This window comes from Pseudomonas sp. GW821-FHT02H06, assembly GCF_059421525.1.
The window spans coordinates 47,446-60,203 of record NZ_JBWKVD010000010.1 but is presented as its reverse complement, the minus strand read 5'-3'; the positions used below and the strand labels follow the sequence as shown (position 1 = coordinate 60,203).

Below are 12,758 nucleotides of genomic sequence, written 5' to 3'. Positions count from 1 at the left end.
ACCATGGGCAAAAGTACTGGCGTTCGCGCGCAACAGGCCGATCAAACCCGCGCGCGCATTCTTCAGGCGGCGATCACGGTGTTCACCCGCGACGGGTATTCCGGCGGGCGCATCGAAAAGATCTCCGCCGAAGCCGAGTCCAACGACCGGATGATTTATTACTATTTCGGCAGCAAGGAGAAACTGTTCGTCAAAGTGCTTGAGCACACCTACGAGCAGTTCAACCGCGCCGAAAGCCTGCTGTCACTGGACCCGTCGACGCCGGTGCAGACGCTGCGCCAGTTGGTGGCGTTTGTCTGGGACTATTACGTCAGCCACCCGGAATTCGTCGCCATCCTCAGCATCGAAAACCTGCACAAGGGCAGGCACGCGCGCCAGTCCGGTGAGCTGCGACGCCTGTCAGGCGAAGCCGTCGGCGTGCTCAGACCGATCATCGACGCTGGTCAGGCACAGGGTCTGTTTCGGCAGGACCTGGACATCAAGCACGTGTATTTGATGATCGCGTCGCTTTGCTACTTCTATAACTCCAACCTGCACACCCTCAGCTCTTTCCTGGGTCAGGACATGGCCGCGGAGGGAGAGCGGACGGATTGGCTGGCGTTTATTCAGGACCTGGTGATGCGGGGTGTGAGGGTGTTGCCGGAGTAGGCCGACTGGTGCAGCACGTGTGGGAGCGAGCTTGCTCGCGAAGGCGCCGGTACATCCGCTAAATATTCTGTGGCTGAGATACCGCTTTCGTGAGCAAGCTCACTCCCACAGGGGCCAGTACACCCGCTAGATATTTAGCGGTTGAAATGCAGTCTTCGTGAGCAAGCTCACTCCCACGGGACCGTATTTTGCCGGGCGTCAGCGTGTTGCCTGAAGCGGGATGTCACCCAAAGAGGCTCGCCGAGTCAGTGCGTTCCGGGATTGGCTTTCAAATGCGCCACCTTGTCTTTCAACCCTTCCCACTGCGGCTCATTCGGCGCGAAGCGGCTGCGCAGGTACGCGGCCAGGTCGCTGATCTGGGTGTCGGACAGGCTGTCCTTGAAGCCCGGCATGTAACCCAGATCTGCCGTCGCCGGCTTGTCGATCCCTTGCTGAATCACTTTGATCAGGTTGTCCGGCAGCGCGCTGTGGACATTGGTATTGGTCGCCAGCGACGGGCTCACGCCAAACAGCTTCGGTCCCAGACCGTCGGCATGACAACCCTGACACGAGCCTTCGAACACCCGCTGGCCATTGCTCAATGACTGAGGCGAAACGCTCGGTTTCTCTGCCAGACCGCTCACTGTCGCAGGACGGATGTCAGCACTACCAGACGCAGGCTCATTCAACGCCGCCAGATACACCGCAATCGCCCGCACATCACTCTTCGGCAGTTTCGCCAGCTCCGACACCACCGGCCCCATCGGCCCAGCCGCCACACCATGGGCATCGGAATACCCGCTGCTTAAATAATTAAACAGCTGATCCTCGGTCCAGGGCGTCGGCGCCTTCGACAGGCTGTTGAGCGCCGGCGCTTCCCAGCCGTCCACCGTGCCGCCCGCAAGAAACGACGTGCCGCCCTTCTCCGCCCCCAGCAAGTCCCGGGGTGAATGGCAGGCGGCGCAATGCCCCAATCCATTGACCAGATACTGACCGCGATTCCACTGAGCGCTTTGCTGCGGCTGCGTCTGCACCTCGCCTTTGCGCAGGTACAGCGCGTTCCAGCCAGCCATCAGCGGCCGCACATTGAACGGGAAACGCATGTCGTTGGCGGGCTGGACCTGTTTCACCGGCGTCTGCGACATGAGGTACGCGTACAGCGCCTGCATGTCGGCGTCCTCGATGTTTCTGAAGGCCGTGTAGGGAAACGCCGGGTAAAGGTGTTTGCCATCGCGACTGATGCCGTCACGCATCGCCCGCTCGAACGCCGGATACGACCAGTTGCCGATGCCGGTCTCCGGGTCCGGGGTGATGTTGCTGCTATATAAAGTGCCGAATGGCGTTTGCATCGCCAGCCCGCCGGCATTGCTGGCGCCATTCGGGGCGGTGTGGCAGACCGCGCAGTCGCCGACCGCTGCCAGCAATCGCCCGCGTTCCAGGGTCGCCGATGACCAGGTGCCCGCTGCGGGCGGCGTGATCGGCGCGATTTCCGCGCGCCAGGGCAACGCGGTCGCGGCCATGCCCAGCAACGCGCCGAACGCAGCAAACAAGGAACCGAACAGCCACTTTGAGCGTTTGGCTTTCGGCGACTGCGGCGGCTGGCTGTTGGATTCCACGCCAGCGCTGTTCAGCGCGGCGAGAATGCGTTCCGCCGTGATCGGCAGCTCGCGAAAGCGAATCCCGGTCGCGTCATACACGGCATTGGCAATGGCCGCCGCACTCGGGACCGACGCCGATTCCCCGGCGCCCATGGGCGGCTCGGCCTGGCGCGGCATCATCATGACGTCGACTTTCGGCACTTCGGGGAACGTCAGAATCGGGTAGCCGCCCCACTCCTTGCTCGCCACGGTGGATTCCTCGAACGTCACCCGCTCCTTGAGCACGCGGCTGGTGGACTGGATGACGTTGCCGTGGATCTGATGCTGCACGCCGGCGGGGTTGACCATCATGCCGGCGTCGTGGCCGATTACCACGCGAGTCACCGACACATCGCCGGTGTGCTTGTCGATCGCCACGTCCGCGACCCATGCCGCCCACGCCGCGCCGAAGCCGGGAAACTTGCTGTGGATGTAGCGCGCGTAGGCAAAACCGCGCCCGCGCAGGACGCCGTCTTCTTCGGGGATCTGCATCGGTTGGGTGCGCGGCGCCCAGTCAGCCCGGGCGGCGGTGGCGCGAACCAGTTCGGCGGCGCGCTCGTCGTGCAGATAACGAAGCCGGTATTCGATCGGGTCAACGCCAGCCGCGAACGCCAACTCGTCGATGTAGGACTCGTGAGCGAAGGTATTGGGAAGCGCCGACACACCGCGCATCCACGACGCCCGCACAATCGGCGCCATGTCGTGAATGGTGACGCGCATGTGTTCGATGTCGTAGGGCGGGATCGAGGTGCGATCGCCCATTTCAAACATGGTCGCCACCGGCTCCACGCGCCCGGTCAACAGCAAGGCCAGGGTCGGTGAGTTGTTCGACGGGTAGCGGGTGCTGAAGTCATAACCGGCGATGCCGCCATCGGCGTTAATCCCGCCGTCGACTTCCATCAACTGGGCGGTGCCTTTCGGCTCCCAGGCATGTTCCTGCTCGCGGGTCAGTTGCACCCGCACCGGCCGGCCCACGGCGCGGGACAGCAACACGGCATCGGCGCAGACGTCATCAGCGCAATTGCGCCCGTAACAGCCGGCCGCTTCCATGCGGATGATGTCGATCCGTTCTTCGGGGTATTCCAGCAGCCAGGCCAGATCGGCGCGCAGCATGTGGGGATTCTGCGTGCCGGACCAGACCCGAATGCCTTCTTCGCTGTAGTCCGCCAACCCGCACGAAGGTCCGATGGAGCCGTGAATCTGGTAGGGCCACAGATAGGTTCGCGTCATCCGCTCGCTGGCCTGGGCCAATGCCTCATCGACATTGCCCTGATCGAGCACCACCCGCTGAATGCTGGGGTTGTCGCGAATCGCCTGCTCGATGTTGCTCATGTCCGGCAAATTGTGCTGCCAGGGCTTCCAGGTGACCTTGAGTTCCCGCGCCGCCTTGGCCGCCTGCTCTTCGCGCATCGCGACGATGCCGACGAAATCGCGAATCACCACCACGCGGACGATGCCGGGAATGTGGGCGATGGAGGATTCATCCACGTCCAAGAGGCTGGTGCCGACGAAGTCGCCGGTGTCGTAACCGGCGTAGGGCGGACGTACGACACGGCCGTGGAGCATGTCCGGCAAACGCATGTCGTGGACGTAGGTCAATTCGCCGGTGGCCTTGCCCGGAATGTCCACACGGGCGGCGCCCTGCCCCACCAGTTTGTAGTCCTCCAGCCGCTTGAGTGGTGCGTTGCCGGAAATGCGCAGCTCCACGCGCTGATCCACCAGCAGTTGGCCAAAGGTCAGTTCGCGACCGTCCTGCGCCTTGATCACGCCGCTGTCGATGACCAGTGAATCCACATCGACCGACCACTGCAGCGCGGCCTGTTGCAGCAGGTAGCGCCGCGCCTCGGCCGCCGCATTGCGCAACGGGATGGCGGAAATCTGCAAAGTGGCGCTTGCGATGGTCGCGCCCTGATTCGGCGCACGCTCGGTGTCGCCCAGAATCATCGTCACCTGATCCATCTGCAGGTCCAGCTCTTCGGCGACGATCTGCGTCAGCGAGGTGCGAATGCCGGTGCCCAGATCCACATGGCCGTTGAAGGCATAGACGCGGCTGTCCTGATCGATGGCAATGAACAGCCCCAATTCCATGGGCCTGACCGTAGGGGTGCCGCCTTTGGCGACCGGGCCGGACGGCGGCAGGATGTCGTCGACGATCAACAGCACGCCGTTTTGGGCGAGCAATTCATCGCGCGTGGGCAGAGTCTGGGTCATTGGGCGGGATCCGGGCTGGGCTGATGACGCGCGGCACGCATGACCGCACTGAGGATTTCAAGGTGCGTGCCGCAGCGGCACAGGTTGGCTGACAGTTCGTTGCGAATCTGCGCTTCGGTGGGGTGCGGGTTGCGGTCGAGCAAGGCCTTGGCGGTCATGATCATGCCGTTCATGCAGTAGCCGCATTGCGCAGCCTGTTCGTCGATGAAGGCTTGCTGCACCGGATGCGGGCGGTCTCGCGAACCGATGCCTTCCAGCGTGGTGACCTCGCGCCCTTGGGCGCCGGCCAGTGGAAACACGCAGGAGCGTGCGGCGACGCCGTCGATGATCACCGTGCAGGCGCCGCACTCGCCCAGGCCGCAGCCGTATTTGGGGCCGTTGAGGTGCAGATCGTTGCGCAGGATCAGTAACAGCGGCGTGTCAGGCATTGCCGTGACACGTGTGGCCTGACCGTTGACGTTCAGGGTCACGGTCTTCTCCGCCGCCCGCTGCAGCTCGCTTGTGTCAGCCTTCATGTGTTACCCGCTGTAGCTTGCATTTGATGAAGTGATTACTTCATGAAACGAGAGCAGGAAGCATGCCAGCTGAGAAAAGGCTGTAGGACGTTGGGGTTTTCAGGAGGGAGATGACGCCTGACGAGGGGGTCAGGCGGCGTTATTCATCGCCCTCGTCGATCAGTTTGCGCAGCAGAAACAGTACCGCCACGCGTTCGGCGGGGTTGAGTTTGCTCAGGGTCAGCTCGCTGATCTGCGCAGCGCGGGGCACGGTTTCCTGCACCAGTTGCAGACCGCTGTCGGTCAGGCTGCAGATGACTTTGCGGCGATCCTGCGGGTCCGGGTCGAGGCTGATCAGGTCCCGTGCTTTCAGGCGATCGACGATGCCGCGAATGGTCGCCTGATCCACGGCCGTGGCCTTGACCAGCTCGGTTTGCGAACTGGGGCCGTGATCGCGCAGAGCGCACAGGGTCACGAACTGCACCGCCGTGAGCTGCGAATCGCCGACGTTCTGCTGGAAGATCGCCAGATGCCGCTGGTAGGCGTTGCGCAGCAGATGGCCCACTTGCTCGGAAAAGGTGTAGGACGGATTGTTATTGGAAGGGTTGTCAGTGGACACGGGTGGCTCGTTCGGCAGGATCTGGAAAGTGGTGGCTACAGTAACGTCTGCGGGGGGTTGAGGGGAATCTTCGGAATGAGTGAGTTGTGTCGCTGGTGTATCCGCCGACAGATGAATAGTGGGAGCGACCGGGGTGGCGCTTCAACTTGCTCGCGAAAAGGACGGTACATCCTCCAGAATTTCGGCAGCTGGCATGCCGTCTTCGTGAGCAAGCTCACTCCCACAAGGTTGCTGTGCGCGGAAGATCCCGGGACGTATGCAAAACCTGTGGGAGCGAGCTTGCTCGCGAAGAAGTAGGTAAGGACCCTAAATCTTCATCTACAGGAATGCCGCCTTCGTGAGCAAGGTGGAGCGCCACCCCGGTCACTCCCACAAGTTTTGCGTACAACCTGAGTCCCGCGTAGCGCAAGCCAAATGCAGGCCTGCGTCAGGCTTTCGACGCCTCGGGCGCCACCACTTCCCCCGCCAGCACCACGGCCTGGTCGTCCAGATAAATGTCGCAACGACGCAGCGGGATATCCAGATGGCACGGGGTTTTGCGGGTGCCGCCGACTTCAGTATTCGGCCCCGTGGAAAACAGGAAGTTGCCGTAGAACGCCCGGGCGTCCATGCACATGCCGTCGTTCTTGTCGTGCAGGCCCATGGCCGTCCACTGGGCGCGGGGTTGCAGGCCCCAGCCAATGTGGGAAATGCCGTAGACCTCAGGGTCATTGAAGTATTTCAGGTAATCACGCAGGTACTCGGCCTCGAAACCACCGTGAATCCCGGTGATAAACCCCTTGTCGATTTCCAGGGTGATCTGCTCGCGGGAATAGGTCTTGAACGGCAGCACGATGTCACCGACATCGATGACCAGCGTGCCTTCGGCGGTCTCTTCGTTCGGCCAGGAAAACAGAAACCCGCTGGGCCAGTGGTCCCAACGCCCCGGCTCGTCGGCGAAACCGTACTCGGTGACGGAAGGATATTGCCCAAGTTGCGCACGGAAATCGCTGCCGGCCCGTGACTTCACCTGAATCGACCGCGCCCCCTTAAGCACCTGTTCGGCGGCCAACACCCGCTCCTTGTCCGCCACCGTCGGCAGCATCCGCGCCAGCACTTCCGGGGGCTCCACTGCCAGCAGAATCCGCGTTCCGGTCTTGAGGATCTGCTCCTGCTCCGGCGAGTGCAGCAGCATCATCGTGTCGACGATCAGGTCCGCCGCCTCAAGGGCACGTTGCGCCGCGATGTTGCCGGTCAGCGCGGTGTCGCCGCAGTAGGCGGTCATGTCGTTGCCCATGGCTTTGGGGTGATTGAACGACGGCAGCTCCACCGCATAGACCTTGGCGCCCAAACGTTGAGCGGCGTCCATCGCGGCACGCACCGTACGCGCATCTGAGTAATGGCTCTTGAGCACCGCCACGCTCTGGGTCGCATCCACTTTCGACAGTTTTAGGACGTGCTCGAACATCTGGGTCAATTCGCAATCGCTAACCGGCATCTCTTTTCTCCTCTGGGGCGGATGACGAGCCGGATGCACCATTGCAAGGCGTCGCGCATCAGACCAGTGCATTTTTTAAAGCGTACACACTTATTAAAAGCGATAAGACATCAATCCGCACGCCGCTGCAATAGGCACGCCACTCTGTTACCCAACCACACAGATCCCAATGAATAAAGGTTACAGCAGGTGACATGCCTGTTTGCGACACCGCCTGCCGTTTCTGGAAATATCGGTTCACTTTTAAAAATATCAGCGTATACACTTTAAAAACCCAGCGACGCGATACATTCTTTTCGCCTCGCCGTCATCCAGAGCTCCGGTCATTCAGAGCTCATGAAACACAAAGGAATGCGCGCCATGCCAACCACGCAAAAAATCGCCATCGTCGGATCCGGTCTGGGGGGCGCTGCGGCTGCGACGCTGTTGCAGAAAGCCGGCTTCCACGTCGATATCTACGAACAAGCCCCCGCGTTTTCTCGTATCGGTGCTGGTATCCACATGGGCCCGAACATCATGAAAATCTTCCGGCGCATGGGCATCGAGCAACAGCTCAGCGACATGGGTTCGCACCCGGATTTCTGGTTCAGCCGCGACGGTGCGACCGGCGATTACCTGTCGCGCATCGCCCTGGGCGAGTTCTCCCTCAAGGAGTACGGCGCGGCCTACATCACCGTGCACCGCGGTGATCTGCACGCGCTGCAAATGTCGACGCTGGCGCCGGGCAGCGTGCACTTCAGCAAATGCCTGACCACGCTGGAAGAACGCGACAACGGCGTGCGCCTGAATTTTGCCGACGGCACCCACGCCGACGCCGACATCGTGATCGGCGCCGACGGCATCAACTCCAAGATTCGCGAAGAGCTGCTGGGCCATGAAAAACCGCTGTACAGCGGCTGGGTCGCCCACCGCGCGCTGATCCCCAGCGAGGTGCTGACCAAATACAACCTGGAGTTCGAGAACTGCGTGAAATGGTGGAGCGAGGACCGTCACATGATGGTTTATCACACCACCGGCAAGCGCGATGAGTATTACTACGTCACCGGCGTGCCCCATGCAGCGTGGGACTTCGAGGGCAATTGGGTCGACAGCAGCCGGGACGAAATGTACGAAGCCTTCGCCGGTTATCACCCCACTGTGCAGGCCTTGATCGAGTCCACCGACAGCGTGACCAAGTGGCCGCTGCTCAACCGCAACCCGTTGCCTTTGTGGAGTCGCGGTCGCCTTGTTTTGCTGGGCGATGCCTGCCACCCGATGAAGCCGCACATGGCCCAGGGCGCCGGCATGGCCATTGAAGACGCCGCGATGCTCACCCGCTGCCTGCAGGAAACCGGCCTCACTGACTACCGCACGGCGTTCCAGCTCTACGAAGCCAATCGCAAGGAACGCGCCTCTCGGGTGCAAGCGGTTTCCAACGCCAACACCTGGCTGCGCACCCAGGAAGATCCGGCCTGGGTCTACGGTTACGACCTGTATGGCCAGGAGCTGAAATCGGGGGTGGCGGCGTGAGCACATTCATCCATGGCGGCAACGTCCAGGCCAACGGCATCCGTCAGCATTACCTGCGCTACGGCGGCGACATTCACTCCGGCAAACCGGCGCTGATCCTGATCCCGGGCATCACCAGCCCGGCGATCACCTGGGGTTTCGTCGCCGAACGTTTGGGTCAGTCGTTCGACACCTACGTACTGGATGCGCGCGGTCGCGGGCTTTCTTCCACGGGGCCGGATCTGGATTACAGCGTCGACACCTGCGCCGACGACATCGGTGCGTTCGCCGCCGCCATGGGCATCGACAGCTATAACTTGGCCGGTCACTCCATGGGAGCGCGTTTTGCCGTTCGGGCTTCGATTCGTTGCCCCCAGGGCCTGAAAAGCCTGGTGCTGATTGATCCGCCGGTGTCCGGGCCGGGCCGTCGTGAATACCCGGCGAAGTTGCCGTGGTACGTCGACTCCATCCGCCAGTCGCAACAGGGCATGAGCGCCGAACACATGCGCGCGTTCTGCCCGACCTGGACCGAGGAACAACTGCAACTACGCGCCGAGTGGCTGCACACCTGCTACGAGCCCGCCATCGTCCGCGCCTTCAATGACTTCCACGACGTGGATTTCCACCAGGACCTGCCGAACCTTCCGGTCCCTGCCCTGCTCATCGTCGCTGGCCGCGGCGGCGTGATTCAGCCGGAAGACGAAGCCGAAATCCGACAGCTGCAACCGAACATCCTGATCGCGCGAGTGGAAAACGCCGGACACATGATTCCGTGGGACAACCTGCCGGGCTTCTTCGCCGCGTTCGGTGACTTTCTCGGTACGCCGCTGACCTGACGGTCCTTGCTTAAAACGATGAACAGGAGAACGCAATGACCGACCCACAAAGCGCGGACGCCAACTATCAGGGCGTCTGGGGCAATCGCATCGGTTTTGGTGCGAAACCGGCCTTGCTGATGATCGATTTCATGCAGGGCTACACCCAACCCGGCGCGCCTTTATATGCGCCCGGCGTGGTCAGTGCGGTGGCCGAAAGCGTCGAGCTGCTGGCCTGCGCGCGGGAACACGGCATCGCGGTGGTGCACACCAACATCCGCTACCACCCCACGCATTTCGCGGACGGCGGCATGTGGGTGAAAAAAGCGCCGGTGATGAAGGACATGGTCGAAGGCAACCCGCTGGCCGCGTTCTGCGAGGCCGTGCAGCCATTGCCCGAAGAGGTCGTGATCAGCAAGCAGTACGCCAGTTCGTTCTTCGGCACGTCACTGGCATCAATGCTGCACGCCCAAGGGATCGACACCGTCGTGCTGGCCGGTTGCTCCACCAGCGGCTGTATCCGGGCGACCGCGGTGGATGCCGTGCAGTATGGCTTCCGGACCATCGTCGTGCGCGAATGCGTGGGCGACCGGCATCCCGATCCCCATGAAGCGAACCTGTTCGACATCGACAGCAAGTACGGAGATGTGGTGAGCAAGCAGGAGGCGATGACACAGTTGCGAGCTGCAAGCTTCAAGCGATAAGCCGCAAGTCAAGAGCATGCGGTCCCCTCTTGCAGCTTGAAGCTTGGCGCTTGCCGCTTCGTCCCCATATGACAACACCGCAAACGCAGGCAAAATCAGCCGCCGCGCTCACCGGTCGAAGAAACGCCAGGAGACACCCATGCCCTCTGCGAATGTAGAAACCTCCGCGAACTTAGCCGCGGACCCGATCAAAGCGCTGTACACCAAGATCACCTGGAAGCTCATCCCCTTCCTGTGTTTCTGCTACCTGGCCGCTTACCTGGACCGCATCAACATCGGTTTCGCCAAGCTGCAGATGCTCGACCAGTTGCACTTCAGCGAGACCGCGTTCGGGTTGGGCGCCGGGCTGTTTTTCGTCGGCTATATCCTCTTCGAAGTGCCGAGCAACCTGGTGCTGGAGAAGGTCGGCGCGAAGATCTGGATCGCGCGGATCATGATCACCTGGGGCTTGCTGTCATCCTGCACGTTGTTCGTCAGCACGCCGACGCAGTTTTACGTGCTGCGGTTTCTCCTCGGCGCCGCTGAAGCGGGCTTCCTGCCCGGCGTGCTGTTTTACCTGACCACCTGGTTCCCGACCTACCGCCGTGGCCGCATCATCGCGCTGTTCATGATCGGCCTGCCGCTTTCCAGCGTCATTGGCGGCCCGCTGTCGGGCTGGATCATGGGCCATTTCGACCAGACTGCCGGGCTGCGTGGCTGGCAGTGGCTGTTCCTGATCGAGGGCATTCCCAGCGTGCTGCTCGGGGTGATGACGTTCTGGGCGCTGCCGAACAATCCGAAAGAAGCCAAATGGCTGAACAGCGCCGAACAAACCTTGCTGGAAAGCGAACTGCGCCTGGACGACGTTGAGGGCAAGGACAGCAAGCACAGCTTTCGCGACGGTTTTTTCAATCTGAAAGTGTGGATGCTCGGGGGCATCGATTTCTCGATCTTGCTCAGCGCCTACGCCATGGGCTTCTGGATGCCGACGTTCATCAAGAACGCCGGGGTCACCGACACCTTCCACATCGGCGTGTTGACCGCGTTGCCCAGCGTCGCGGCGCTGATCGGCATGCTGATGATCGGCGCCAGCTCCGACCGTCGTCGCGAACGGCGCTGGCACATCATCGTGCCGTTCTGGATCGGCGCCGTGGCCATGGCCGCCAGCCCGTTCTTCACCCATAACGTGGTCGCGACCGTCGCGCTGTTTGCCGTCGCTTCGGCCGCGATCATTGGCGCGGTGCCGGTGTTCTTCAGCCTGCCGGCAACGTTCCTCAAGGGCCGGGCGGCGGCGACGGGTTTCGCGTTGGCCTGCTCGCTGGCGAACATCGCCGGGCTGGTGAGCAACTCGATGATGGGCATCGCCATCGACGTCACCGGCAGCAGCGCCGGGGCGTTGTGGTTCTTTGCCGGGTGCCTGATTTTGAGCAGCCTGCTGGTGGTTGCGCTGCCGGCAAAGCTGGTGAATCGGTAACTCGTCGCGCTGGACGCCTATCCCGGGGGAGCCAGCTTGCTGGCGAATGCGGTGGGTCAGTCAACGTTTTACTGACTGACCCACCGCGTTCGCGGGACACGCCGCGCTCCTGCATTGCGAATCCCATTCATCCCCTCACAACTGTGGAATCCGACCATGCAGGCGTTTGTGAAAAGCTGTGCCCTGGCCCTGACGCTGGGGCTGTCCGCGACCTCCTTGCAGGCCGCGGAAAAGGTCATCTTCGACACCGATTTCAACGTGCTCAACGACGACGGCCAGGCTTTCATCATGCTGGCGCAACTGCACGCGCAAAAGCGCATCGACCTGCTGGGCATGACCCTCGTCAGTGGCAACGCGTGGGTTGATCAGGAACAGGTCGATGCGCTGAAGGCTGTCGAGCGCATGGGCGTGGAAAAGGACATCGGCGTGTACTCCGGCGCGGCCTACCCGCTGCTGCACGACTTCGCCACGTATGACCAGGAAAAAGCCCTGTTCGGCGCAGGCTGGCCGGGGGCGTTCAAGACCCCGCGTCCGACCTCGGCCTCGCAACTGGTTTCGCCGCCGGACGGGCTTGCGACGCACACTGCATTGCGCAGCGAATCCGCCGCGCAGTTCATCGTCGACAGCGTGAAGAAAAACCCCCACGAGGTGACCATTCTCGCCGTTGGCCCATTGACCAACATCGCTCTGGCGATTCGCAGCGCCCCGGAAATCGTGCCGCTGATCAAACGCATCGTGTACATGGGCGGCGCCATCGAGATCCCCGGCAACACGACGCCAGCGGCGGAATTCAACTGGTGGTTCGACCCCGAGGCCGCAAAAATCGTCCTGCGCTCGCCCATCGAACACGTGATTTTTCCCAACGATGTCTGCGAAAAGGTCATCTTCGACAGCTCGGTCTACCAGCGCATCGTCGCCAGCAAAGGCGTGATTCCCAACCTGTACAAAACGGTGCTGGGGCCTGAGTTCGACAAGGACCCGAACCATCACAGCTTCACCTGGGACAGCCTGCCTGCGCTGTACCTGGTGCATCCGGAACTGGTCACCGAGTCCAAAGACCTGTGGGTCGATGTCGACGCCCACTTCGGACCGGATTACGGCCGCTCCATGGGCTACAAGAAGGGCGCGCCCGTCGGCACACAGAAGGCGAAAGTGGTGTACGCCGTGGATCAGAAGAAGTTCTGGGATGCGTACGTGGATCTGGTCACTCTGCCTGCGCCGGTCAAACGCTGA

Annotated in this window: 10 protein-coding genes; 6 read left to right on the top strand and 4 right to left on the bottom strand. The window is 62.0% G+C overall.

The window, feature by feature from the left end:
- Window positions 1-3 precede the first annotated feature (3 nt).
- Window positions 4-648 carry a TetR family transcriptional regulator gene (locus tag AC07VF_RS17095; protein WP_346628331.1) on the top strand — a complete coding sequence of 215 codons (645 nt, stop codon included), beginning with the start codon at window positions 4-6 and terminating at the stop codon, window positions 646-648.
- A gap of 245 nt (window positions 649-893) precedes the next feature.
- Here AC07VF_RS17095 and AC07VF_RS17090 read toward each other — a convergent pair whose 3' ends face one another.
- From AC07VF_RS17090 to AC07VF_RS17075, 4 genes are all read right to left on the bottom strand, one after another.
- Entirely contained in the window at window positions 894-4,475 is a 3,582-nt protein-coding gene (locus tag AC07VF_RS17090) for a molybdopterin cofactor-binding domain-containing protein (RefSeq protein WP_495008949.1), read from the bottom strand.
- Window positions 4,472-4,990 (bottom strand): (2Fe-2S)-binding protein, encoded by a 519-nt coding sequence (locus AC07VF_RS17085; protein ID WP_495008948.1) that lies wholly within the window; start codon window positions 4,988-4,990, stop codon window positions 4,472-4,474. The genes AC07VF_RS17090 and AC07VF_RS17085 overlap by 4 nt, the downstream gene beginning before the upstream one ends.
- 139 nt (window positions 4,991-5,129) lie before the next feature.
- Window positions 5,130-5,588, bottom strand: a complete 459-nt coding sequence (locus AC07VF_RS17080; RefSeq protein ID WP_495008947.1) for a MarR family winged helix-turn-helix transcriptional regulator — start codon at window positions 5,586-5,588, stop codon at window positions 5,130-5,132.
- Between the two features lie 427 nt (window positions 5,589-6,015).
- Window positions 6,016-7,065: a 2,5-dihydroxypyridine 5,6-dioxygenase gene (locus AC07VF_RS17075; protein WP_495008946.1), complete on the bottom strand. Its 1,050-nt coding sequence runs from the start codon at window positions 7,063-7,065 to the stop codon at window positions 6,016-6,018.
- Between the two features lie 360 nt (window positions 7,066-7,425).
- Between AC07VF_RS17075 and AC07VF_RS17070 the strand changes: the two genes are divergently transcribed.
- From AC07VF_RS17070 to AC07VF_RS17050, 5 genes are all read left to right on the top strand, one after another.
- The gene (locus tag AC07VF_RS17070; RefSeq protein ID WP_192174749.1) at window positions 7,426-8,574 is read left to right on the top strand and encodes an FAD-dependent monooxygenase; all 1,149 of its coding nucleotides are present in this window, start codon (window positions 7,426-7,428) and stop codon (window positions 8,572-8,574) included.
- On the top strand, window positions 8,571-9,389 hold the full coding sequence (locus AC07VF_RS17065) for an alpha/beta fold hydrolase (protein WP_495008945.1): 819 nt from the start codon (window positions 8,571-8,573) through the stop codon (window positions 9,387-9,389). Before AC07VF_RS17070 ends, AC07VF_RS17065 begins: the two co-directional genes overlap by 4 nt.
- Window positions 9,390-9,424: 35 nt before the next feature.
- On the top strand, window positions 9,425-10,072 hold the full coding sequence (locus tag AC07VF_RS17060) for an N-carbamoylsarcosine amidohydrolase (protein WP_495008944.1): 648 nt from the start codon (window positions 9,425-9,427) through the stop codon (window positions 10,070-10,072).
- Window positions 10,073-10,211: 139 nt separating this feature from the next.
- On the top strand, window positions 10,212-11,525 hold the full coding sequence (locus tag AC07VF_RS17055; protein WP_423574212.1) for an MFS transporter: 1,314 nt from the start codon (window positions 10,212-10,214) through the stop codon (window positions 11,523-11,525).
- A gap of 156 nt (window positions 11,526-11,681) precedes the next feature.
- Window positions 11,682-12,758 carry a nucleoside hydrolase gene (locus AC07VF_RS17050; protein WP_282373055.1) on the top strand — a complete coding sequence of 359 codons (1,077 nt, stop codon included), beginning with the start codon at window positions 11,682-11,684 and terminating at the stop codon, window positions 12,756-12,758.